We start from the raw sequence: 23375 nt of genomic DNA, 5'->3' as shown, positions 1-23375 counted from the left end.
ACCGATATTTAGAAAAAATAATGAGTAAGAAAAAAAATAATCCAAATCAAGAGCCAGACCTGTTTGCAGATCTAGGAGATGAATCTTCTGAGCCTGTATCAGTAAGTTCTAGAGTCGTGCCGAGTTCTGCAGACGTTGATTCATTAACCTTAGCAACTTATGCGGAACGTGCATATTTAGACTATGCCATTAGCGTAGTTAAAGGTCGTGCTTTGCCAGAGGTTGCTGATGGGCAAAAGCCAGTGCAGCGCAGAATTTTATTTGCTATGAATGAAATGAATCTACGCGCAGATGCAAAGCCAGTAAAAAGTGCACGCGTAGTAGGTGATGTTTTAGGTAAATTTCATCCGCATGGCGATCAATCAGCCTACGATGCTTTGGTTCGTTTGGCACAAGATTTTTCGTTACGCTACCCATTAATTGATGGCCAGGGAAACTTTGGCTCTAGAGATGGTGATGGTGCCGCAGCGATGCGTTACACCGAGGCTAGACTTACTAAAATCGCCAGCTTGTTGCTAGATGAAATTGATGAAGGCACAGTTGATTTCATTCCCAACTATGACGGTTCAATGCAGGAGCCTAAGCTGCTACCAGCACGTTTGCCATTCGTTTTGTTAAATGGAGCGTCAGGTATTGCTGTTGGTATGGCTACAGAAGTGCCATCTCACAACTTAAAAGAAGTCGCTAGTGCCACCATTGCATTGATGAAAAATCCAAAATTAACTCATGATGAGTTAATGACTCATGTGCCGGGACCTGATTTCCCAGGTGGTGCACAGATTATTTCTTCACAAAGTGAGATTTCACAAATCTATCAAACTGGCAGAGGTAGTTTGAAGGTCAGGGCACGTTGGATGGTTGAAGATATGGCGCGTGGCCAATGGAAATTGGTGGTTACAGAAATGCCGCCAGGCACATCGACGCAAAAAGTGCTGCAAGAGATTGAAGAGCTCACCAATCCAAAGGTCAAGGTTGGTAAGAAAACACTCACAGCAGAACAAAATAATCTCAAGCAAACAATTTTGTCATTGTTAGATTCTGTGCGCGATGAATCTAGCAAAGATGCGCCTGTCCGTTTGGTTTTTGAGCCAAAGACTAAAAATATTGATGTCAACGAATTTGCAACAACACTACTTGCTCACACATCACTAGAATCCAATGCGCCAATTAACTTGGTGATGATTGGTAATGATGGTAGACCTCGTCAAAAGGGTCTCGGTGAGATTTTGCGCGAATGGATTGAGTTCCGTGTCGCAACAGTGACGCGTAGAACAGAACATCGTTTAGGTAAAGTTAATGACCGTATTCATATTTTAGAAGGCCGTCAGTTAGTTCTTCTAAATATTGACAAAGTCATCAAGATTATTCGTGGCAGTGATGATCCTAAAGCTGATTTGATGACTGCCTTTAAATTATCTGAGCGTCAGGCTGAAGATATTTTAGAAATTCGTTTGCGTCAGTTAGCTCGTCTTGAAGCGATTAAGATTGAACAAGAGTTAAATGAATTAAAGACTGAAAAAGATGATCTAGAGAGTCTGTTAAGTAGCGATGCGAACATGCGTAAACGCATTGTTAAAGAAATCGAAGCCGACATGAAGGCTTTTGGTGACGAACGACGCACCATGATTCAGGAAGAGAAAAAGGCAGTTGCTGAGGCAAAAGTCATCGATGAACCTGTGACAGTGGTGATATCTCAAAGAGGTTGGGTCAGGGCACGTCAAGGGCATGACCATGACCCACAACAATTTAGTTTCAAAGCTGGTGACGGTATGTATGGCACGTTTGAATGTCGTACGACCGATGTGGTGCTTGGTTTTGGTAATAATGGTCGTGTCTACACGGTTGCCGTTGCCGACCTGCCAGGTGCTCGAGGGGATGGTTCACCATTAACTGGCTTCGTTAACTTAGCTGCCGGCACACAAATGGTTGCTTACTATGCTGGTCACAATGATGATTTGCTCTTGTTATCAATGAGATCGGGTAATGGCTTCTTGGCTAATGTGGCAGATATGACAACACGTAACAAAGCAGGTAAATCCTTTGTTGGTGTGGATGCAAAATTTGCCCCTGGTGATGCTCCATTGGCACCCGCAAAAGTAGTTGAAGGCATGAAGAGTGTTGCTTGCTTATCAGAGGCGGGGCGCTTACTTGTATTCCCATTGGATGACTTAAAGCGTTTGCCAACCGGTGGTAAAGGCGTCATCTTGATGGATTTGGATAAGAATGAAAAGCTTCAATCTGCTATTGCAGTAGGTGACACAGGTGCTACCTTGTCCGGTTTGGGTAGAACTGGTAACCCAACAGAGGCTGCCTTGGATGCTAAAACGCTAAAAGCTTTTGCAGCTAATCGTGCTCGTAAAGGTCATGCATTAGAGCCAAAGTTAAAAGACGCCAAGTTAACAGCTGGTATCTAATTGGTGAGAACCTAGCGCCCCTTGAATATTGGGGCGCGTTTTTCCGCCCATGCAGTTCTGCCTTCTTGAAGATCCTCTGAATTTTGAGCTAGTGCAATGTCTCGATTAAGTTCTTCAACATTCAGTGTGCTGCTTGCGATTCTATTGATGTGCTTTTTCATTCCTAAGATAGCGAGCGGAGCCATTAGCGTTAGTTGTTGAACTAATTCTGCAATAGATGAATCTAAATCATCTGGGTTTACTAGTTGAGTTAGAAAACCAATTTCTTTCATTTCTGGGGCTTCAATCTTTTCTGCAGTGAGCAGTAGTCGTTTGGCCGTATCTACACCTAATCGAGATACGTAACGCATTAAGCCACGCTGATAGAAATGTATGCCTAGTTTTGCGGCGGGCATAAACATTTCTGCCGCTTGACTACCAACTCTAAAGTCACATGCAAGTGCTAAGTCTGTAGCTCCACCATACACACCACCTTGAATAGCAACAATAGTGATCGGTCGGCAATCCTCTAGAGCATTAACCACATCTTCAAACATGAGTGACTTATCTTTTGCTGACTCGTCTAGACTTGTGATGTCAAAGCCTGAGCAAAAATACTTGCCTGTGGATTTAACTATCAATGCAATAACGCTTGGGTTCTGATTCACCTCAGATATATGTTGCTGCAGTGATGCCAAGTCATCTACTGTTAAACGATTTGCAGACTCGGGGCTGTTGAGTGTAATAACAGCAGTCTTTCCTTGAATGCTTAGACTTGGCCTCAAGATATTTACTCAACCTCAGCAATTAGTTCGATTTCTACGCAAGCGCCCAGGGGAATTTGAGCTACACCAAATGCGCTACGCGCATGTTTACCTGAGTCACCGAATACTTCGAACAATAATTCTGAGCAACCATTAGTCACTAAGTGATGCTCAGTGAATGTGTCAATAGAGTTAACTAAACTCATGACCTTGACAATTCGCTTGACCCGGTCCAAATCTCCCAAGTGGGCTTGCATCGTTGCTATAAGATCAATAGCAATACTTCTGGCAGCGGCTTTTCCCTCATCGGTAGTCATGTTCAGCCCTAGTTTGCCTACTAAAGGTTTGCCATCTTTCTTAGCAATATGACCAGATAGAAATAGGGTGTTGCCAGTCTGGGCAGACATGACATATGCAGCTGCTGGAGCGCCAGCAGATGGCAGTTCAATATTTAACTCTTTTAATCGGGCAGCAATCTTAGACATTTAAATTCTCCATAACTATTCATTATTGTATTGCTAGCAAAAAGTTAAGCCTCAAGTTGTTGATTTTTTTCTACATGCTGACTGGTTTTACGGCGAAAAAGCCAATTGTTGGTCTAAAACTTGGTGAAAATACCTAAAAATTACTCTTTGTAAGCCATTTTCCCTTGCTCATCCGCTATACTCCCTTCGAACATTTTTTTTGATCTACCTCAATATTTGGTCACTATGAAAAAACTACTAACTGTTGCTGTTGCTGCCATGACATTGGCTGGTACTGTGAATGCTCAAACTGTGGGTAACGCTAAAGCTGCTGAACCTAAAGTTGCAATGTGTATTGGTTGCCACGCAATACCTGGCTACCGAATCAGCTATCCAGAAATCTATACCGTGCCTCTATTGGGCGGTCAAAACGCTGCTTACATCGTTTCTGCATTACAAGCATATAAAAAGGGTGAGCGTAAACATCCAACTATGCGTGGTATCGCAGGTACATTAACCGATCAAGATATGGCTGATATTGCTGAGTACTATGCTGCTCAAACTTCTGCCACAACTATTAATAAATTGAAATAAGTAGGGGAAGTCGACATGAAACGTATTTTGATTGCTATCGCAACGGCCTCTTTTGCTTTGACTACACAGGCAGCTGACCTTAAAAAAGGTGAGGAGTTGGTTAACAAGAGTGGTTGTATTGCTTGCCATGGTGAAGGTTTAAATAAGCCTTTGGCTCCTGAATATCCAAAATTGGCTGGTCAGCATGCAGATTACTTGTACGCTGCCTTGAAGGCTTACAAGGTAACTAATAATCCAAATATTGGTCGTAGTAATGCGATCATGGCAGGTCAAGTTGCACAATTCTCAAACAAGGATTTGCAAGATATGGCAGCTTATATTGCTAACTTGCCTGGCACATTGGTAATGAAGAAATAAGATTTTCTTTTTACTCGATTAAAAAAGCCGCTTCAAAGTGGCTTTTTTAATGTTTACTTGGCTGCAAGTTGCCCTTGGAGTAGGTGTTCCTTCATTAGCTTCTCAGACAAATCGGCGTCACGAGCGAGCAGGGCAGATAAGATCTTTCTGTGTTCAAGCAAGGAACTTTCCATTCTGCCTCGTTTGCTAAGTGAGTCTCTACGCTGCAATTTAAGAACCTTTCTCAGGTCATCAATCACTCGTTTCATCCAAGGGTTATTAGATATCTCTTGAAGCTTGTCATGAAACGATTGGTTAATAGCAAAGAATTGCTCTAAATCTCTATCTGCCGCAGCTCTTTCTAGTTTCATGTGAATAGAGTCCAGGGCTTCAAGCTGTCCTTCTGAAGCTTTTAGGGCGGTTTCTCGACATGCTTGCCCCTCAAGAAGGGCTAGCACTGTGAAAATTTGGTTCAAGTCTGACTTGCTGACCTCAGTAACATAGGCTCCGCGCCTCATTTTCATGGTTATCAAGCCTTCAGCAGCCAGTATTTTGATCGCTTCACGCATTGGGGTGCGGCTGATGCCATATTCTTTTGCTATGGCTTGCTCGTCAATCCATGAACCTGGAGCAAATTCATGAGAAAAAATACTTGTTCGCAGTCTCTCTGCGACTTCCTCGTACAATGGCCTTGGGCTTAGTAATAATTTTGAATTCATAATTATGAATTCATTAGACTACTTTTGTCAGGTATATGTCAAGCCTTCGAGGTTCAATATCAAGAATCAATTAATTGTGTCTGTGGAGAAATAATGAGTAAACCCACTAAAAGCCAGTGGCCTGAATTTTCAACTCCAAGCATGGAGGCATGGACTAAGGCAGCTACTAAATCAGCACCGAATGGAAATGTTGATGCATTAGGTTGGCAAACACCCGACGGTATTAAGTTAAAGGCTTTGTATACCGCCGCAGACACTGAAGGATTGCCATTCGCAAATACTTTGCCTGGGTTTGAACCATTTGTACGCGGTCCACAAGCTACGATGTACTCAGTACGCCCATGGACAATTCGTCAGTACGCTGGATTTTCAACAGCGGAAGAATCCAACGCTTTTTATAGAAAAGCTCTAGCAGCCGGTGGTCAAGGTGTATCAGTTGCATTCGACTTAGCAACGCACCGCGGCTACGACTCTGATCATCCTCGTGTAACTGGTGATGTTGGTAAAGCTGGTGTGGCAATTGACTCTGTAGAGGATATGAAAATTTTATTCAATGAGATTCCATTGGATAAGGTTTCAGTATCAATGACGATGAATGGAGCAGTTCTACCCATTTTGGCTGGTTATGTTGTAGCTGCTGAAGAACAAGGTGTTAGTCAGGACAAATTATCCGGAACTATTCAGAACGATATTCTGAAAGAGTTCATGGTGCGTAATACTTATATTTATCCACCAGAGCCATCAATGAGAATTATTGGCGACATCATTGAGTACACATCTCAAAAGATGCCTAAATTTAACTCGATATCTATTTCTGGATACCATATTCAAGAAGCAGGTGCTAATCAAGCCCTTGAGCTTGCATTCACAATTGCCGATGGTAAAGAGTACGTTAAAACTGCGCTTAGCAAAGGCTTGGACGTTGATGACTTTGCTGGACGCTTGTCATTCTTCTTCGCTATTGGTATGAACTTTTATCTTGAGGTTGCCAAGCTCAGAGCTGCACGATTGCTGTGGTGGAGGGTGATGAAGGAGTTCAACCCGACTAATCCTAAATCATTGATGTTAAGAACTCATTGCCAAACATCTGGCTGGTCTTTGACAGAACAAGATCCATATAACAACGTCGTAAGAACAGCGATTGAAGCTATGGCTGCTGTATTTGGCGGCACTCAATCACTACACACAAATTCGTTTGATGAGGCAATTGCTTTGCCAACTGAATTTTCATCACGTATCGCACGTAATACCCAATTGATCATTCAAGAAGAAACTCATATTACTAATGTGATCGATCCATGGGCTGGCTCTTACATGATGGAGAAGTTAACTCAAGACATGGCTGATCAGGCTTGGGAGATTATTCAAGAAGTTGAGTCAATGGGTGGCATGACCAAAGCAGTTGAAAGTGGCTGGGCGAAGTTGAAGATTGAAGCAGCCGCAGCCGAGAAGCAAGCATGTATCGACTCAGGCAAAGATGTGATTGTTGGTGTTAACAAGTACAAGCTTGCCAAAGAGGATTCAATTGATATCCTTGATATCGATAACAATAAAGTGCGTGATTCACAAATTGCGCGCCTAAAAGAAGTAAAAGCAAAACGTGACGCAGCGAAAGTACAAGTTGCGTTAGATGCGTTAACTAATGCAGCGGAAACAAACTCAGGTAATTTATTAGCCTTAGCAATTGATGCGATTCGTTTAAGAGCTACTGTTGGTGAAGTATCTGATGCTTTGGAAAAAGTTTACGGGCGCCATCGCGCCGATACTCAAAAGGTGACTGGTGTGTATGCAGCAGCTTATGACTCAGCAGAAGGCTGGGAAAAATTAAAAACTGAAATTGCTGACTTTGCTAAAGAGGCTGGTCGTCACCCACGTGTGATGATTGCTAAATTGGGGCAAGATGGTCATGACCGTGGCGCTAAAGTAGTTGCTACAGCATTTGCAGATTTAGGTTTTGACGTTGATATGGGGCCGTTGTTCCAAACTCCGGAAGAGTGCGCTCGCCAAGCAATTGAAAATGATGTACATGCCGTGGGTATTTCTACATTGGCAGCCGGTCATAAGACTTTGGTGCCAGCAATTATTGCTGAGCTTAAAAAGCAAGGCGCGGATGACATTATTGTGTTCGTGGGTGGCGTGATTCCTCGTCAAGACTATGAGTTCTTGTATGAGGCTGGTGTTAAGGGTATTTATGGTCCTGGTACACCTATCCCGGCTTCAGCAAAAGATGTTCTAGAGCAAATTCGTAAAGCTCAGAAATAATTGATAAAGAACTAGGGTGCAAGCAGAAGACCAAGCTCTCGTTGACGCAATTTGTGGACCAGGCTCTAAACCTGGTCCTGAGCAACGTCGTGCTATGGCTAAGGCGATTACTTTGCTTGAGTCAACTCGAGTCGATCATCGCTTGAGAGCTGATGATGTTTTAAATGCAGTCTTACCTAAAAGTGGCCAATCATTTAGATTGGGTATTTCAGGTGTACCCGGTGTTGGTAAATCTACTTTTATTGAAGCCCTAGGGTTGTATTTGATAGATAAAGGACACCGTGTTGCAGTTCTAGCGATTGATCCATCATCATCAGTATCGGGTGGTTCAATTTTAGGCGATAAGACCCGTATGGAGTTCCTCTCGGTTAATGAAAAAGCATTCATCCGACCCAGCCCATCATCTGGCAATTTGGGTGGAGTGGCTGAGAAGACCAGAGAAGCAATGCTTGTCGCTGAAGCTGCAGGCCATGATGTAGTGATTGTTGAAACAGTGGGAGTTGGTCAAAGTGAGACTGCTGTAGCAAACATGACTGATATGTTTGTTTTATTACAGTTACCTAATGCTGGCGATGATCTACAAGCCATTAAAAAAGGTGTCATGGAGTTAGCTGATTTAGTTGTTATTAACAAGGTTGATCTTGATCCAGATGCAGCAACTAGAGCTCAGGTTCAAATCATGAGCTCGTTAAGATTATTTAGTATGCACGGCAACCCAGATCATGCACATCATGATGAGACTCTTTGGCACCCTAAAGTCATGAAATTGAGTGCACTTAAAGCTGAAGGCATTACTGAATTTTGGGACACGGTAACTTCTTTTAAGAATATCCAGAGTAAGCACGGTCATTTATCAGACAGAAGAAGACAACAGGCCCAATCATGGATGTGGGAGCGAATTGAAGCTGGGTTGAAACAGAACTTTAGAGCTAATTCACAGGTTCAAAAACTGTTGCCTGAATTAACAGCGGCAGTCAATAACGGAACTGTTGCAGCATCTGTCGCAGCAAGACGTTTATTAGATTTAATGAAATAGAAGTAATTGTATTAATTTTGAAGATTGAGAAACAAGGGAGAGCATTCCATGCATGACATCATTAAACAGCTAGAAGCTAAGCGCGAGCAAGCTCGCCTTGGTGGCGGCCAAAAGCGTATCAATGCGCAACACGGCAAGGGCAAGTTGACTGCTCGTGAGCGTATCGAATTATTGTTAGACGAAGGCTCATTTGAAGAGTGGGATATGTTCGTTGAACACCGCTGCACCGACTTTGGCATGGCTAATGAATCTGTGCCAGGCGATGGCGTGGTGACTGGTTACGGCATGATCAATGGCCGTTTAACATTTGTCTACTCTCAAGACTTTACTGTTTTTGGTGGCTCATTGTCTGAGGCGCATGCTGAGAAGATTTGCAAAGTAATGGACCAGGCTATGAAAGTTGGCGCTCCTGTGATTGGTCTTAATGACTCAGGTGGTGCGCGTATTCAAGAAGGTGTTGCATCATTAGGTGGCTATGCAGAGATTTTTCAGCGTAACGTTTCAGCATCAGGCGTTATTCCACAAATCTCTTTGATTATGGGTCCAAGTGCTGGTGGCGCAGTGTATTCACCAGCATTAACTGATTTCATCTTTATGGTGAAAGATAGTTCATATATGTTTGTTACAGGCCCTGAAGTTGTTAAAACTGTGACTCATGAGGAGGTTACAGCTGAGGAGTTGGGTGGTGCAGTGACACACTCAACTAAGTCTGGTGTATGTGATCGAGCATTTGATAACGATGTCGAGGCAATTTTGATGTTGCGTCGTTTCTTTAACTACTTACCACTATCAAATAAAGAGAAGCCGCCTGTACGTAAAGCTGCAGATACTGCAGAACGTTTAGATTTTTCATTGGATACTTTGGTTCCAGATAATCCAAACAAGCCTTATGACATGCTTGAGTTGATTTTGAAGACAGTAGACGATGGCGACTTTTTTGAGATTCAACCGGATTACGCCAAAAATATCATTATTGGTTTTGCTCGTATTGAGGGACAAACAGTCGGTATCGTAGCTAATCAACCATTAGTTTTAGCTGGTTGTTTAGATATTAAGTCATCAATTAAGGCAGCGCGTTTCGTGCGATTCTGTGATGCATTCAATATCCCAGTAGTAACTTTTGTGGATGTTCCTGGTTTCATGCCTGGCACATCGCAAGAGTACGGCGGCATTATTAAGCATGGTGCTAAGTTGCTATATGCCTATGCTGAATGCACAGTGCCGAAAATTACAGTGATTACACGCAAGGCCTATGGTGGCGCTTATGACGTGATGGCATCTAAACATTTACGTGGTGACGTTAACTTTGCATGGCCTTCAGCAGAAATTGCTGTGATGGGACCTAAGGGTGCGGTTGAAATTATTTTCCGCGAGGAAAAAGGTGATCCAGCAAAATTGGCTGAGCGTGAAGCTGAATACAAAGCTAAGTTTGCCAACCCATTTGTTGCCGGTCGTCGCGGTTACATTGATGACGTCATCATGCCGCATGAAACACGTAAGCGTGTAGCGCGTTCTCTAGCAATGCTGAAGGACAAGGATTTAGAGAATCCATGGCGCAAACACGGCAACATTCCCCTCTAATCGATTAGGAAAAGAACATGTTTAAAAAGATTCTGATTGCTAACCGTGGTGAGATAGCTTGCCGCGTTATTAAAACTGCCCGCAAGATGGGTATTAAAACTGTTGCTGTTTACTCAGAAGCCGATAAAGATGCGCGGCACGTTGAGTTAGCTGATGAGGCCGTTTGTATTGGCCCAGCACCATCTCGCGAGTCATATTTAGTGATGGATAACATCATCAAAGCTTGCAAAGATACTGGTGCGGAAGCTGTTCACCCGGGTTATGGTTTCTTGTCTGAGAACGAAGCTTTTGCTAAGCGCTTAGAAGAAGAGGGCATCACTTTCATTGGTCCCAAGCATTATTCAATTGCTGCAATGGGTGACAAGATTGCTTCCAAGAAACTAGCTAATGAAGCAAAAGTTAACACCATACCGGGATATAACGATGCGATTGATACACCTGAGGCAGCTGTAGAGATTGCTAAGGGTATTGGCTATCCAGTGATGATTAAAGCATCGGCTGGTGGCGGTGGTAAGGGTTTGCGTGTTGCTTTTAACGATAAAGAAGCTTTTGAGGGTTTCTCAGCTTGTAAAAATGAGGCACGTAATAGTTTTGGTGACGATCGCGTATTTATTGAAAAGTTTGTTGAAGAACCACGTCACATTGAAATTCAAGTATTAGGCGATGGTCATGGTAATGCCGTCTACCTCTGGGAGCGTGAATGTTCTATTCAGCGTAGACATCAAAAAGTAATTGAAGAAGCTCCATCACCATTCATTAGCGAAGAAACTCGAAAAGCGATGGGTGAGCAGGCTGTTGCCTTGGCTAAAGCGGTTAAGTATCAGTCTGCCGGAACGGTTGAGTTTGTGGTTGGTAAGGATCAATCGTTCTATTTCCTAGAGATGAACACACGTCTACAGGTTGAGCATCCTGTCACTGAATCAATTACTGGTCTTGACCTTGTCGAGCAGATGATTCGTGTTGCAGCTGGTGAAAAATTGTCATTTGGACAAGCTGATATCAAGCGCAATGGCTGGTCAATGGAATGCCGTATTAACGCGGATGATCCTTATAGAAATTTCTTGCCATCAACTGGACGCTTAGTTAGATATCAGCCGCCTGAAGAAGTAAATGGTGTACGCGTTGATACAGGGGTGTACGAGGGTGGCGAAATCCCTATGTACTATGACTCAATGATTGCGAAGCTCATTGTGCATGGCAAAGATCGTTTAGATGCCATCACAAAAATGCGTGCAGCTTTAAACGAGTTTGTGATTCGCGGTATACATTCAAATATTCCCTTCCAAGCAGCTTTGATGCAGCACCCACGTTTTATTTCAGGTGACTTCAATACAGGCTTTATTGCTGAAGAGTTCCCACATGGCTTCCGCGCATCTGATGTTGTACCTGCCGATGATAAGTTGATGGATGCTTTAGCTACAGCAGTTCATCGTCGCTATTTAGATCGTGCTGCTGGAATTTATGGTCAGTTAGAAGGTCACGAAGTTAAGATTCCAACAGAGTTTGTGGTTGCCTCAGGTGAGCCAGGAAAAATGGACTATGTTGAGACATCTGTTAATGAGTCGTCACAAGGCTACGAAGTAAACGTAGCAGGTGAGATTTATAAAATTGATACGGATTGGAATCCTGGACAGATTATCTATAAGGCAATTGTTAATGGTAAAGCAATCTCTGCTCAAGTAGAGCGCGTTGGCTTGTACTATCGCATTCAGTTTGATGGAGTTCGAGTTGATAGCTTGGTGTTAACTCCAGCTGGTGCGGAAATGCAAAAGCTAATGCCATTTAAAGAACCGCCTGACATGTCCAAGTTCTTGTTATCGCCAATGCCTGGCCTTCTAGTCGATGTTGCTGTGACTGTTGGTCAGAAAGTGGAAGCTGGACAACGTCTTGCTGCTATCGAAGCAATGAAGATGGAGAACGTTCTTGTGGCTAGCCAAGATGGTGTGGTGGCAGAAGTAATGGCTGCTAAAGGTGAAAGCTTGGCCGTTGATCAGCAAATTCTTAGATTTGAGTGAGTTAATTAATGACTAAACCATTCAAAATTCTAGGCATTCAACAAGTTGCCATTGGCGGACCAGATAAATCTAAGCTCCAGAAATTATGGGTAGATATGTTTGGTTTAGAAATCACCGGTACATTTCAATCAGAGCGTGAAAATGTTGATGAGGACATTTGCGCAATGGGTAAGGGTGTTCATAAGGTTGAAGTGGATTTGATGCAACCGATTGATCCTGAGAAAAAGCCAGCAGTTCATGCAACACCACTCAATCATATTGGGTTGTGGGTTGATAACTTGCCTGTTGCAGTTGAGTGGCTCACTGCCAATGGAGTTCGCTTTGCGCCAGGCGGCATTCGTAAAGGTGCAGCTGGATACGACATCACATTTTTGCATCCCAAGGGAAATGAAGAATTTCCAATTGGAGGCGAGGGTGTGCTGATTGAATTAGTGCAGGCGCCAGCTGATGTGATTGCAGCGCTTAGTTAGTGACTTGTTCCTAATGCCTTAAAAACAAAAACCGCCTCAAAAAGGCGGTTTTTTGTATTTGTATTGTCTTAATTATTGTTCTTATGCATAGACCGGCATGTAAGTGAGGCCTTTTCGCCATTCTGCAAATGCAGCTAGCTTAGGCGGTAACTCTCTAATTGCTCCGATAAGCAATAAACCCTTGTTTTTATTCAATTCTTTGCACAAAACAAGAAATTCATCATCTGACAAGTGATTAAAACCGTATCTCACAAAAGGCTCCTATAAAGTTTCCTTATAGCTATAACGTATGAGTTTTTAGTTTGGTTGACGCAAATTAGATATTCTTTAAATTGCTGCCTAAGTCTATGAAACATTTTCAATAGCTAAGGCATAATGTCGTTTTTACAGTTTTAAGTAATTAGCCTTTAATAATCATAACTATTTGTTTTTTCAGGAGTTTTCATGTCAAACTTGCCACAAGGCATGGCTATCAATGCCGAAGTTACCCCAGAATTCGCTACTATTTTGACTCCTGAAGCTTTGGCTTTAGTCGCCAAACTTCATCGTGCTTTTGAGCCACGTCGTCAAGAATTGTTAAAAGCACGTGTTGAGCGCACAAAGCGCTTGGATGCTGGTGAAAAACCTGACTTCTTACCTGAAACAAAAGCTATCCGCGAGGGTGATTGGAAAGTTGCTCCAATTCCAGCAGCATTGCAATGTCGTCGTGTAGAAATCACTGGTCCAGTTGAAGCAAAAATGGTGATCAATGCTTTTAACTCAGGCGCAGACTCTTATATGACTGACTTTGAAGATTCCAACAGCCCTAGCTGGACAAATCAAATTCAAGGTCAAATTAATATGAAGAAGGCAGTTCGTCGTGAACTTAGCCTTGAGCAAAATGGTAAGAGCTACAAATTAAATGACAAGATTGCGACATTGCAAGTTCGTCCACGTGGCTGGCACTTAGATGAAAAACACGTAACTGTTGATGGTCAACGTGTTTCAGGCGGTATTTTTGACTTTGCATTATTTTTCTTCCATAACGCAAAAGAGCAGTTGGCACGTGGCGCTGGCCCATATTTTTACTTGCCAAAAATGGAGAGCCATTTAGAGGCACGTCTATGGAATGATATTTTCTGTATGACTCAAGATGAGTTAGGTGTTCCTCGTGGCACGATCAAAGCAACTGTTTTGATTGAGACTATTTTGGCCGCATTCGAAATGGAAGAGATTCTTTACGAATTACGTGAACATAGCGCAGGTCTTAACGCTGGCCGTTGGGATTACATTTTCTCTTGCATCAAGAAATTCAAAGTTGATCAGAACTTCTGTTTAGCAGATCGTGCCAAAGTAACAATGACATCCCCATTTATGCGTGCTTATGCATTATTGCTATTGAAGACATGTCATAAGCGTGGTGCGCCAGCTATGGGTGGTATGAGCGCGTTAATTCCTATTAAGAATGATCCTGAGAAGAATGCCATTGCTATGCAAGGCATCATTAATGATAAAAAACGTGACGCAGAAGATGGTTACGACGGCGGTTGGGTAGCTCACCCAGGTTTGGTTGAGCCAGCGATGGCAGAGTTTGTGAAGGTATTGGGTGATAAACCTAACCAATTCGAAAAACAAAAACCTGAAGTGAATGTTGTAGCTGCTGATTTGTTGAACTTCCAACCAGAAACACCAATTACTGAAGCTGGTTTGCGTATGAATATCAATGTAGGCATTCATTACTTAGGCGCTTGGCTTGCGGGTAATGGTTGTGTGCCTATCCATAATTTGATGGAAGACGCTGCTACAGCTGAAATTAGTCGCTCACAAGTGTGGCAATGGATTCGTTCACCAAAAGGTGTTTTGGAAGACGGCACAAAGGTAACAGCTGAGTTGGTTCGCAAGTTAATTGCTGAAGAGTTGCCAAAAGTTAAAGCAAGTGGTGCAACAGGTCATTGGGACCGTGCTGCAGAGATTTTTGACACAATGAGTACAAGTGAAAAATTTGAAGAATTCTTAACTTTGCCTTTGTACGAGGAAATCTAATTGACTATTTTGGCCATCGACACCTCGACACAGTGGTGTTCTGTGGCCTTAGTCGACCCAAAAGGGGGCTCGGGTAATCCGCAGTCCCCTTTGTCATTAGTAAGGCATGAAAATCTCGGGCCTGAGTCCGGTCAATATGCTTTAGATTGGGTAGAGCAACTACTCACAGAGGCTAATATTAATTTTAGAGATTTAGAAGCTGTCGCAGTTGGAATAGGTCCTGGTGCATTTACAGGTATAAGAATTGGTGTTGGTATTGCTCAGGGTATGGCTTTTGCTGCTGACTTACCTTGCTTGCCGATTGTTTGTCTTGATGCGGTTGCTTTAGAAGGTATTCAGAGCTTAAAGCTGGTTGCTGGTGAAACAATATTGGTCGCTGTAGATGCACGTATGAATGAAGTTTATTGGGCAACCTATATCGTGCTAAATAATGGTTTACCTGATCGTACTGGGGATATTTATTTGTCGTTACCCCAAGAGATTGATTGCCCAAATGATTCTTTTTATTTAGTTGGTAATGCAATTAGCAACTATGCAAGTGAGATGAGTGCGCTCTCCAATCAAGCATTAGCGGTTGATCCCAATGTGGTTCCACATGCCAAATCAATAGCCTCATTGGGTCTAGATATGCTGGCTAGAGGCATGCATGTGACTGCAGAGAATCTGCAACCAATCTACGTCAGAGATAAAGTTGCACAGACTATTGCAGAGCGTAGTGATGCTGCTTCAAAAAATATCTAGTTAGTTGATTGCTATGATTAATGTTCGACTTTTACCTATGGCAGTTAGGGATCTTGATGAAGTGATTGATGTCGAAAGTCATAGTCACGAGTCAACATGGACCAAGGGTAATTTTATTGATTCATTAAATGCTGGATACTGGGCTTACTGTTTACGTCGACTCGCTGATGATAACGAGGATTCTGATGAGTTGATGGCTTATTGCGTACTTTTGCCTGGGGTCAATGAGTTGGAGCTCTTAAACATCACTGTCGATCCCTCTTATAGAAAAAAAGGGTACGCACAAAGAGTTTTGGGAATTATGGAAGATCTTGCTTCATCGCGGTCAATGGAAAGTATTTTCTTAGAGGTCAGAGTTGGTAATAAGCCAGCTATTCAGTTATACAAGAAATTGGGCTATGAACAAGTTGGCTTGAGAAAGGATTACTATCCTTTAACCTCGGGCGGAAGAGAAGATGCCATTGTCATGAAAAAATCGTTAATAAAATCCTAAATATATGAGTCAAATTGATTATTTAAATGCCATGGGCATCAGTACATGGGTGGTTAAAGATGAAGATCTAGCCTCAAATAGAGAATTGACTCATGGAAGTGCGCCAACATCTATGCAACAGGTAGGTAATCATGAATCAAGCATGTGGACTTTTGTAGTAGATGAGTTGACCGATACTGGCAACATCTTATTTGACAAGATATTGGCTTCACTAATGCTTAGTTGCGCTACCGTACAAGTGGTTAGTAGTTCAAAAGTGCAAATAGAGGGCGTTAAGGGGCAAGTAGTTGTGGCAATGGGTGCAACCCTAGGTAAGACTCTTCTTGGCTTGTCAGAGCCATTTAACGAACTCAGAGGGGCAGTTCATTCATTAGAACAGAGCGGTAATGAGGTTCCTGTTGTATTAACTTACCATCCCGATCATTTATTGAAAAACCCTCTAGATAAAATTAAGACCTGGCAAGACTTAATACTGGCCAGGTCACTGGTATAACGCTAAATCTCAGGTGATTTAATGTTTATGTTCACCGATTAGGTGAAGAGAGTCATATTCCATTTGATTACGGTTATGCCACCGAATGATGTAGATCATTAATAGGCAAACAAAACTGCCAAATAAGACAATGACAAAGCTAACGGGAACCTCTAACCAAATTAGCAGTGAGTAAAGACAAAGCATTCCCAAGACAGATAGATTTTCATTGAAGTTTTGTACTGCAATAGAGTGACCAGCAGATAAAAGAACATGGCCACGATGTTGCAGTAGGGCATTCATTGGCACGACAAAGTAGCCTGACATCCAGCCAATGGTTATCAAGAATAAATATGCAATTAATAGATACAAGGGTAGGCTAATAATGCCAAGATTAATTGATATATCTGGTATTAGGTCTTTTCGGAAAATAGCCAAAACCATGACCAACGCACCCATTACCACGCCATAAATTAGAACATTGAGCGATTTTTTAAGTGGAACTCGCCATGCAGCCCATACAGCACCACCAGCCACACCAAAAGCAACAACCGCTTGTAGGATGGCACCTTCCGATAAATTCATGCCCAATGCAGATTCAGCCCACTTAAGGACAATAAACTGAAGCGTTGCTCCTGCTCCCCAAAATAATGTTGTTACTGCTAATGAAATTTGACCTAGGCGATCGGTCCAAAGAGTTCTAAAGCAGTGTTCAAAATCTTTGACCAGTCGAATTGGATTAGTTTCTTGTTGAGGATAAACGGCACCAGTATCTGGAATTTTTAGGTTAAAAGCTGCTGCAATTAGATAAATAAAAGCAATAACGCTTATTGCTGCCTCAGGGGCCGTATCAATGCCTGTATTAAAAACAGGTAAATCAAAAGATAATAAGTAAGTAGACAATTGATTCGAAATCAACATGCCACCAAACACCGTACCCAAAATAATGGAGCCTACCGTCAGTCCTTCTATCCAACCGTTAGCAGCAACTAATTTTTCAGGGGGTAATAACTCAGTCAAAATTCCATATTTCGCTGGTGAATAGGCGGCAGCTCCAAAGCCAACAATTGCATATGCCATCAGAGGATGCGCGCTAAATAGCATAGCTAGGCAGCCAACAATTTTGATGCTGTTGGTCCAGAACATGACATTGCCCTTTGGGCGAGAGTCAGCAAAAGCTCCCACAAAGGCTGCTAGAACTACATAAGATAGGACGAAGAAAAGCTTCAGGAGCGGCGTCATCCAAGCTGGAGCTTGAAGCTGGTATAACAGTGCAATGGCTGCAATTAAGAGCGCGTTGTCTGCGAGCGACGAAAAAAATTGCGCCGCCATAATTGTGTAAAAACCTGGTTTCATTCGTACAATTCAGTTATGAGTTGTCATTAAAACACGAAAGTGAGTATTTTCTGTCAAGACCGATCTATGCCCACATAAACTCTGATGCCATGCGCCATAACTTGGAGCGGGTCAGAGAACTCGTTCCTGGCTCAAAAGTATGGTCAGTTGTTAAAGCTAATGCTTACGGTCATGGCTTGGCTAGTGCTTTTGAGGGTTTAAAAACCACTGATGGATTTGCCCTGTTAGATCTCGCAGAAGCAAAGTTGTTGCGTGATATGGGTTGGCAAGGGCCCATTCTTTTGCTTGAGGGCTTATTTAGCCAAGAAGATATATTTCTAGTATCAGATCTTCATTGTGACTGCGTGGTTCACCATATTGATCAAGTTGATTGGTTAGAGGCTCTCAGTGAGGCAAAACATGGGGCAAGCAGCCATTTACCCAAAATTTATTTAAAAATGAATACTGGCATGAATCGACTGGGTTTCAGACCAAATGAGTACAAAGAGATTTATCACCGCTTACATGCCAGCGGCTACGGCATTTCTCATATGACTCACTTTGCAAATGCTGACTATGTAGATCGCTCTCCAAGCGTGGATGAGCAAGCTGAAATTTTTCATCAAGCAATCGAAGGATTTGAAGGGGATAGATCTCTTGCCAATTCTGCGGCTGTTTTGTGGCATCACCACATGTTTTTTTCGGATTGGGTAAGGCCTGGAATTATGCTTTATGGGGCATCACCATCTGGTAAATATGAAGATATTGAACATGCTAAGTTGCAAGCCGTGATGTCATTAAATTCAAAGATTATTGGTATTCAACATTTAGATGCGCATGAATCTGTTGGATATGGTTCAAGATATAAAACAGATGTACCTATACGTATTGGTATTGTTGCTTGCGGCTATGCAGATGGTTACCCAAGACATGCTCCAGACGGAACGCCTGTTTGGATTGCTGGCCCCAATGGACTTGCAGACGGGAAAGTTTGCCGTATGGCAGGTCAAGTATCAATGGATATGATTACAGTTGATATCACCGATATGCCTCATGTTGATGTTGGTACCGATGTTCAGTTATGGGGCAATTTTTTGCCAGTTGATGCAGTAGCTCAATCAGCAGGAACAATTGGTTATGAGTTGCTTTGCGCATTGGCGCCAAGAGTCCCTAGGACTGGGTAAAAATCAGAAAATAGGTAATAAAAAAGGAAGGTCATGCCTTCCTTTTTTACTGGCTAACAAGATACTTATTTGCGCCAAATCTGCCACCAAGATGGTTTGTTCTCATCGGCATCAGCGCGCTTACCCGTGACTAAGATTTTGCTATTTGGGAAATTAAGTTTTAATACCCTTAATGCATCATTACTGAGATCTTTCATATTTAGTGCTTCATATGACTTGTAAAGGATATAAAGAGCTTCTTCAGTCGCTGGTGCTCTGTCGTAGTCTGTAATCGCACGCTGAGCACGATTGACTGCCGCCAAATAAGCGCCGCGACGGTAGTAATAACGCGCTGTATTAACGTCACTATCTGCCAATGAGTTAACAATGTAGCGCATGCGATCCAAAGCATCTGGAGTGTACTTACTGTCAGGATAACGAGTAGTTAAAGTCTTGAAAGCTTCAAAGGCGTCACGTGCAGCTCTTGGATCTCTTTCACTCAAATCTTGCCCAGTTAACTTGCCCAGAAAGCCCATGTTGTCATTGAAAGTAATTAGACCTTTGAGATAGTAGGCATAGTCAACATTAGGATGACCTGGATGCAATTGAATGAATCGATCTACAGCAACAATAGCCTGTGCTAATTCACCGTCTTTCCAGTGACAATATGCAACATTAATTTGCGCTTGTTGAGCATAGGGTCCAAAAGGATATCTAGCCTCTAATTTTTCAAAATATTTGATGCATTTTGCATTGTCACCACCATCCATGGCGTCTTTAGCTTCAACGTATAGTTTGTTTTGTGACCAGCCTGCAGTCTCATCATTAGCATCGCCTGCGCAGCCAGAAAGTAGGGCAGTGGAAAATAATAAGGATGCTGAACCTAGACGAAGCAGTTTCAGACTTAAACTAACGTTACTTTTAGATGAAAGGGCACCAAATTTTGGCATTACCAGATTCTCCTGAGATCAATGCATCCCATTATATCGATGAGGAAGAGTTTATTGCTGTAGTTGTGCCAGATAATTTGGCGGGCGAGCGTTTAGATAAGGTTTTGGCCCAATTAATACCTCAGCACTCTAGAAATAGGCTGCAATCATGGATTGAGGGTGGTTTTGTCACTTTAGCCGGATTACCCCTAAAAATCAGATATTCCGTTAATGCTGGAGATCAGATTATCGTGGTCCCACAAGCTAGCGCAGAGGAACAAGCCTATCTACCGGAAAATATTTCTCTAGATGTTGTCTATGAGGATGAAGACATTCTAGTTATTCATAAACCTGCGGGTATGGTTGTTCACCCTGCAGCAGGAAATTGGTCTGGCACAGTCTTAAACGCTTTACTTCATCACTATCCAAATATCGCAGCAGTGCCGCGTGCAGGCATTGTCCATCGTTTGGATAAGGATACTTCAGGGCTATTGATGATCGCAAAGACCCTCGAGGCACAAACTGATTTAGTACGTCAGTTGCAGTCCAGACAAGTAATTCGTCGTTACCTAGCATTTGCATGGGGCCAAGTTAAATCTCAAACAGTACATGCATCACTAGGTCGTGATCCACGTGATAGATTGAAGATGGCATTACTCACAGGTTCAGCCAGTAAGCCAGCCGTGACACATGTTCATCAATTGGAAACCGTAGATTTTCAGAAAACTAAAATATCACTGGTGATGTGCCGCCTGGAAACCGGAAGAACACATCAAATCAGAGTCCACCTAGAGTCACTTGGTAATCCACTAGTGGGCGATCCAGTCTACAAAAAGAAATTGCCTACTGATGCATCTAGCCTCTCCTTTGAAAGACCAGGACAAGCTCTGCATGCAGCAGTTTTAGGTATAGAACACCCTAGGACTAAAGAATCAATGATTTGGAAAGCTCCATTACCGTCCGATATGCAGCAATTAGGTGAAAATCTTGGATTTAGTGCATCTTGTTTATGGCCAAACTGGGAATCTTTTGATGTTTGACGACTCAATCAAATCCAGCTGCTTCATTCCAAACAGTGTAGACATTCTCTTTACTAACCGAAGCGGTGGATATAGTTCACCCCCATATGACAGCCTCAACCTCGCAACACATGTTGGTGATGATGTAAATGTAGTTGAGCAAAACAGAGACTTATTAATCAGTAAACTACCCAGTAAGCCAATTTGGCTTAATCAAGTTCATGGGTGTGAGGTTTTTGATGCCGATACTTGGGATGGCAGTTTCATACCAACAGCAGATGCTGCCGTAACTATAAAGAAAGATCAGGTTCTAGCGATTTTGACTGCGGACTGTTTACCTATTTTGTTGTCAACAACAGATGGTTCAGTTATCGGAGCAGTCCATGCAGGTTGGCGAGGCTTAGCTAGTGGAGTGATTGAACAAACCGTGGAATTGATGCAAGAGAAAATAATTATTCAAAATTCTCAAGAGACGATAAGGGCATATTTTGGAGCAGCCATCGGTCCACAATCGTTTGAGGTGGGTGAGGACGTCGTTAGCGTGTTTATTAATCATGACCCACAATCATCAAAATTATTTGTACCATCCAACAAGGCCGGCAAATATATGGCTGATATTTATGGTCTAGCCAAAAATCGGTTAAACGCTATGGGTATTTATGACATTGAGGGTGGCGATGAATGCACGTTTAAGAATATGAATTTCTTTTCATATCGTAGAGATCACATTACTGGTCGTATGGCCAGTTTAATCTGGATCAAAAATAGGGCCTAAAGCTTATTAAGTAAGCTTTCAACAAGTTTCAGATAGGGTTAATTCTTATAACGATTTCCCCAATAAAACCTCAGAATAGGGGTTAGACAAAAGGTCAATAATTAGATTAAGGGAATGTTATGGTGAATATGCAAGGCTTTGGTCCAGGTCCTAGCCTAGCCCCCCAGCATATGGCTCTCATTCCACCAGAGAAATTGGTGGAGATTGAACAGCAATATGCCAAAGAGTTATCTGCTTTATGGGCCAACCCAACTGGTACACCAATCACAGATCGTCGCTTTAGAGCTGATGCATGGCAAAACCCTTGGAATCAGGCCACGGTTAACTTTTATCTACTTAACTCTCGCCATCTACTTAATCTAGCAGATGCAGTAGAGGCAGAAGCCAAAGTTAGACAAAGAATTCGCTTTAGCATCGAGCAAATGATTGATGCGATGTCACCGTCAAATTTTCTAGCAACTAATCCTGAAGCGCAGCAACGTCTGATTGAAACCAAAGGAGAGTCTCTACGCACTGGCATCCTTAATGCCTTGCAAGACTTAGGTAAGGGCAAAGTTTCACAAACCGATGAATCAGCTTTTGAAGTTGGCAAGAATGTTGCAACTTCTGAGGGCGCAGTTGTTTATCAAACAAAATTATTTCAAATCATTCAGTACAAGCCACTAACTGCAAAAGTTTATGAGCGCCCGTACTTAATGATTCCACCATGCATCAACAAGTACTACATATTGGACCTTCAGCCAGAGAGTTCCGTTGTACGTTATTTGGTGGAGCAGGGACACACAGTCTATTTGGTCTCTTGGAAAAATCCTGATCCGTCAATGGCGGATACAACTTGGGACGATTACATTGGTGATGGCGCGATTCATGCGATTGAAACCGTTCAAGATATCAGCGGCCAAAAGCAAATCAATATTTTAGGATTCTGTGTTGGTGGCACCATAACCACCACGGCACTTGCTGTGATGGCTGCAAGAAATCAACATCCTGCAGCAAGCTTGACGTTACTCACTACCTTGTTAGATTTTTCAGATACAGGTATTTTGGATGTCTTTGTCGACGAAGCTCTAGTCAGTCTTAGGGAAAATAGTATCGGCGGTAAGAATGGTGGCAAATGTGGCATGTTAAGAGGGGTTGAGTTAGCAAATACTTTCTCATTCTTGCGCCCAAATGACTTGGTTTGGAATTACGTTGTAGATAACTACCTCAAGGGAAATTCTCCGCCACCGTTTGATTTACTGTACTGGAATGGCGACTCAACGAATTTGCCTGGTGCTATGTATTCTTGGTACTTGCGCCATTTATATTTGCAAAATGAGCTAAAAGTTCCTGGCAAGTTAACTATTTGTGGTGAAAAAGTTGATTTAGGCAAAATTAAATGCCCAGTCTACTTGTATGCATCTAGAGAAGATCACATCGTTCCATGGTGGTCTGCTTATGAATCTGTCAAATTATTAAAGGGTGCAAAAGTCCATTTCGTACTTGGTGCATCAGGTCATATCGCAGGTGTCATCAATCCTCCTGCCAAGAAAAAACGTAATTATTGGGCTAATTCAAAACTACCTACAACAGCGGATGCATGGTTTGATGGTGCAAAGGAAATCCCTGGTAGTTGGTGGCCGGATTGGGCAAAGTGGCTTGTTCCTCACAGTGGTAAGCAAAAGCTTGCGCCTAAATCCTATGGAAATACAAAGTACAAGGTAATTGAAAAAGCACCAGGCTCTTACGTTAAAGAAAAAGCCATAGATTAATCATTAGTAATTTTTAAAGTTGTAATGCACTCAAATTAAGG

The 23375-nt window shown here is 42.5% G+C and carries 22 protein-coding genes; 16 read left to right on the top strand and 6 right to left on the bottom strand.

Annotated elements, in window-relative coordinates:
* Positions 1-20 precede the first annotated feature (20 nt).
* Positions 21-2414, top strand: a complete 2394-nt coding sequence (gene parC / locus CFR83_RS00380) for a DNA topoisomerase IV subunit A (RefSeq protein ID WP_088811951.1) — start codon at positions 21-23, stop codon at positions 2412-2414.
* An 11-nt stretch (positions 2415-2425) separates the two neighbouring features.
* On the opposite strand, the gene CFR83_RS00375 is transcribed toward parC, so the two are convergent.
* Together CFR83_RS00375 and CFR83_RS00370 are read right to left on the bottom strand one after the other, a co-directional pair.
* The gene (locus tag CFR83_RS00375) at positions 2426-3178 is read right to left on the bottom strand and encodes an enoyl-CoA hydratase/isomerase family protein (RefSeq protein ID WP_088811950.1); all 753 of its coding nucleotides are present in this window, start codon (positions 3176-3178) and stop codon (positions 2426-2428) included.
* A gap of 5 nt (positions 3179-3183) precedes the next feature.
* Positions 3184-3642 (bottom strand): RidA family protein, encoded by a 459-nt coding sequence (locus tag CFR83_RS00370; RefSeq protein WP_088811949.1) that lies wholly within the window; start codon positions 3640-3642, stop codon positions 3184-3186.
* 225 nt (positions 3643-3867) lie between these two features.
* Between CFR83_RS00370 and CFR83_RS00365 the strand changes: the two genes are divergently transcribed.
* Both CFR83_RS00365 and CFR83_RS00360 read left to right on the top strand, forming a co-directional pair.
* Positions 3868-4215 carry a c-type cytochrome gene (locus tag CFR83_RS00365; RefSeq protein ID WP_108720851.1) on the top strand — a complete coding sequence of 116 codons (348 nt, stop codon included), beginning with the start codon at positions 3868-3870 and terminating at the stop codon, positions 4213-4215.
* 15 nt (positions 4216-4230) lie between these two features.
* Positions 4231-4572, top strand: coding sequence for a c-type cytochrome (locus tag CFR83_RS00360; RefSeq protein WP_088811948.1), 342 nt, complete (start codon positions 4231-4233; stop codon positions 4570-4572).
* Positions 4573-4625: 53 nt separating this feature from the next.
* Here the strand turns inward: CFR83_RS00360 and CFR83_RS00355 are convergent, their stop codons facing one another.
* A complete protein-coding gene (locus CFR83_RS00355; RefSeq protein WP_088811947.1) occupies positions 4626-5270 on the bottom strand; it encodes a GntR family transcriptional regulator in 645 nt (214 codons plus the stop codon).
* 93 nt (positions 5271-5363) lie between these two features.
* Here CFR83_RS00355 and scpA point away from each other — a divergent pair, with 93 nt between their 5' ends.
* The 5 genes from scpA (at position 5364) to CFR83_RS00330 (ending at position 12634) form a co-directional block, all read left to right on the top strand.
* Complete coding sequence (gene scpA / locus CFR83_RS00350) at positions 5364-7532, top strand: methylmalonyl-CoA mutase (RefSeq protein ID WP_088811946.1); 2169 nt, start codon at positions 5364-5366, stop codon at positions 7530-7532.
* A 94-nt stretch (positions 7533-7626) separates the two neighbouring features.
* On the top strand, positions 7627-8568 hold the full coding sequence (gene meaB / locus CFR83_RS00345; RefSeq protein WP_088813138.1) for a methylmalonyl Co-A mutase-associated GTPase MeaB: 942 nt from the start codon (positions 7627-7629) through the stop codon (positions 8566-8568).
* A gap of 48 nt (positions 8569-8616) precedes the next feature.
* Positions 8617-10149, top strand: a complete 1533-nt coding sequence (locus CFR83_RS00340; RefSeq protein WP_088811945.1) for an acyl-CoA carboxylase subunit beta — start codon at positions 8617-8619, stop codon at positions 10147-10149.
* A gap of 17 nt (positions 10150-10166) precedes the next feature.
* The gene (gene accC / locus CFR83_RS00335; protein ID WP_088811944.1) at positions 10167-12164 is read left to right on the top strand and encodes an acetyl-CoA carboxylase biotin carboxylase subunit; all 1998 of its coding nucleotides are present in this window, start codon (positions 10167-10169) and stop codon (positions 12162-12164) included.
* Between the two features lie 8 nt (positions 12165-12172).
* The gene (locus tag CFR83_RS00330; RefSeq protein WP_088811943.1) at positions 12173-12634 is read left to right on the top strand and encodes a VOC family protein; all 462 of its coding nucleotides are present in this window, start codon (positions 12173-12175) and stop codon (positions 12632-12634) included.
* An 81-nt stretch (positions 12635-12715) separates the two neighbouring features.
* Here CFR83_RS00330 and CFR83_RS08360 read toward each other — a convergent pair whose 3' ends face one another.
* Complete coding sequence (locus CFR83_RS08360) at positions 12716-12886, bottom strand: hypothetical protein (protein ID WP_165765024.1); 171 nt, start codon at positions 12884-12886, stop codon at positions 12716-12718.
* 192 nt (positions 12887-13078) lie between these two features.
* Here CFR83_RS08360 and aceB point away from each other — a divergent pair, with 192 nt between their 5' ends.
* Genes aceB through CFR83_RS00310 form a run of 4 tightly spaced genes read left to right on the top strand, consistent with a single transcriptional unit; the run spans position 13079 to position 16383 of the window.
* Positions 13079-14656, top strand: coding sequence for a malate synthase A (aceB, locus tag CFR83_RS00325; RefSeq protein ID WP_088811942.1), 1578 nt, complete (start codon positions 13079-13081; stop codon positions 14654-14656).
* Positions 14657-15397, top strand: coding sequence for a tRNA (adenosine(37)-N6)-threonylcarbamoyltransferase complex dimerization subunit type 1 TsaB (gene tsaB, locus CFR83_RS00320; protein ID WP_088811941.1), 741 nt, complete (start codon positions 14657-14659; stop codon positions 15395-15397).
* A 13-nt stretch (positions 15398-15410) separates the two neighbouring features.
* Positions 15411-15890, top strand: coding sequence for a ribosomal protein S18-alanine N-acetyltransferase (gene rimI, locus CFR83_RS00315; protein WP_088811940.1), 480 nt, complete (start codon positions 15411-15413; stop codon positions 15888-15890).
* A gap of 4 nt (positions 15891-15894) precedes the next feature.
* Positions 15895-16383, top strand: coding sequence for a DNA polymerase III subunit psi (locus CFR83_RS00310; RefSeq protein WP_088811939.1), 489 nt, complete (start codon positions 15895-15897; stop codon positions 16381-16383).
* Positions 16384-16401: 18 nt separating this feature from the next.
* Here the strand turns inward: CFR83_RS00310 and lplT are convergent, their stop codons facing one another.
* Positions 16402-17718: a lysophospholipid transporter LplT gene (lplT, locus tag CFR83_RS00305; protein ID WP_088811938.1), complete on the bottom strand. Its 1317-nt coding sequence runs from the start codon at positions 17716-17718 to the stop codon at positions 16402-16404.
* A 50-nt stretch (positions 17719-17768) separates the two neighbouring features.
* On the opposite strand from lplT, the gene alr reads away from it, so the two are divergent.
* Positions 17769-18881 carry an alanine racemase gene (alr, locus tag CFR83_RS00300; protein WP_088813137.1) on the top strand — a complete coding sequence of 371 codons (1113 nt, stop codon included), beginning with the start codon at positions 17769-17771 and terminating at the stop codon, positions 18879-18881.
* Between the two features lie 65 nt (positions 18882-18946).
* Here alr and CFR83_RS00295 read toward each other — a convergent pair whose 3' ends face one another.
* Complete coding sequence (locus CFR83_RS00295; protein WP_088811937.1) at positions 18947-19810, bottom strand: outer membrane protein assembly factor BamD; 864 nt, start codon at positions 19808-19810, stop codon at positions 18947-18949.
* Here CFR83_RS00295 and CFR83_RS00290 point away from each other — a divergent pair.
* The 3 genes from CFR83_RS00290 to phaC all read left to right on the top strand — a co-directional run bounded on the left by CFR83_RS00290 (position 19804) and on the right by phaC (position 23334).
* Positions 19804-20829: an RluA family pseudouridine synthase gene (locus CFR83_RS00290; RefSeq protein ID WP_243383292.1), complete on the top strand. Its 1026-nt coding sequence runs from the start codon at positions 19804-19806 to the stop codon at positions 20827-20829. The genes CFR83_RS00295 and CFR83_RS00290 overlap by 7 nt on opposite strands.
* The gene (gene pgeF / locus CFR83_RS00285; RefSeq protein ID WP_088811935.1) at positions 20822-21583 is read left to right on the top strand and encodes a peptidoglycan editing factor PgeF; all 762 of its coding nucleotides are present in this window, start codon (positions 20822-20824) and stop codon (positions 21581-21583) included. Before CFR83_RS00290 ends, pgeF begins: the two co-directional genes overlap by 8 nt.
* Positions 21584-21702: 119 nt before the next feature.
* Entirely contained in the window at positions 21703-23334 is a 1632-nt protein-coding gene (phaC, locus tag CFR83_RS00280; RefSeq protein ID WP_088811934.1) for a class I poly(R)-hydroxyalkanoic acid synthase, read from the top strand.
* Positions 23335-23375: the final 41 nt, after the last annotated feature.

The sequence above is a fragment of the Polynucleobacter victoriensis genome, from assembly GCF_900187875.1.
In the GTDB taxonomy this organism is placed as follows: domain Bacteria; phylum Pseudomonadota; class Gammaproteobacteria; order Burkholderiales; family Burkholderiaceae; genus Polynucleobacter; species Polynucleobacter victoriensis.
The sequence above is the reverse complement of the archived record's forward strand: the minus strand, read 5'-3'. Positions and strand labels throughout refer to the sequence as shown.

Coding starts and splice junctions, on each gene's coding strand:
- parC (WP_088811951.1), top strand. CDS start 21: ATGAGTAAGAAAAAAAATAATCCAAATCAAGAGCCAGACCTGTTTGCA.
- CFR83_RS00370 (WP_088811949.1), bottom strand. CDS start 3,642: ATGTCTAAGATTGCTGCCCGATTAAAAGAGTTAAATATTGAACTGCCA.
- CFR83_RS00365 (WP_108720851.1), top strand. CDS start 3,868: ATGAAAAAACTACTAACTGTTGCTGTTGCTGCCATGACATTGGCTGGT.
- CFR83_RS00360 (WP_088811948.1), top strand. CDS start 4,231: ATGAAACGTATTTTGATTGCTATCGCAACGGCCTCTTTTGCTTTGACT.
- CFR83_RS00355 (WP_088811947.1), bottom strand. CDS start 5,270: ATGAATTCAAAATTATTACTAAGCCCAAGGCCATTGTACGAGGAAGTC.
- scpA (WP_088811946.1), top strand. CDS start 5,364: ATGAGTAAACCCACTAAAAGCCAGTGGCCTGAATTTTCAACTCCAAGC.
- meaB (WP_088813138.1), top strand. CDS start 7,627: ATGGCTAAGGCGATTACTTTGCTTGAGTCAACTCGAGTCGATCATCGC.
- CFR83_RS00340 (WP_088811945.1), top strand. CDS start 8,617: ATGCATGACATCATTAAACAGCTAGAAGCTAAGCGCGAGCAAGCTCGC.
- accC (WP_088811944.1), top strand. CDS start 10,167: ATGTTTAAAAAGATTCTGATTGCTAACCGTGGTGAGATAGCTTGCCGC.
- CFR83_RS00330 (WP_088811943.1), top strand. CDS start 12,173: ATGACTAAACCATTCAAAATTCTAGGCATTCAACAAGTTGCCATTGGC.
- aceB (WP_088811942.1), top strand. CDS start 13,079: ATGTCAAACTTGCCACAAGGCATGGCTATCAATGCCGAAGTTACCCCA.
- rimI (WP_088811940.1), top strand. CDS start 15,411: ATGATTAATGTTCGACTTTTACCTATGGCAGTTAGGGATCTTGATGAA.
- CFR83_RS00310 (WP_088811939.1), top strand. CDS start 15,895: ATGAGTCAAATTGATTATTTAAATGCCATGGGCATCAGTACATGGGTG.
- lplT (WP_088811938.1), bottom strand. CDS start 17,718: ATGAAACCAGGTTTTTACACAATTATGGCGGCGCAATTTTTTTCGTCG.
- CFR83_RS00295 (WP_088811937.1), bottom strand. CDS start 19,810: ATGCCAAAATTTGGTGCCCTTTCATCTAAAAGTAACGTTAGTTTAAGT.
- pgeF (WP_088811935.1), top strand. CDS start 20,822: ATGTTTGACGACTCAATCAAATCCAGCTGCTTCATTCCAAACAGTGTA.
- phaC (WP_088811934.1), top strand. CDS start 21,703: ATGGTGAATATGCAAGGCTTTGGTCCAGGTCCTAGCCTAGCCCCCCAG.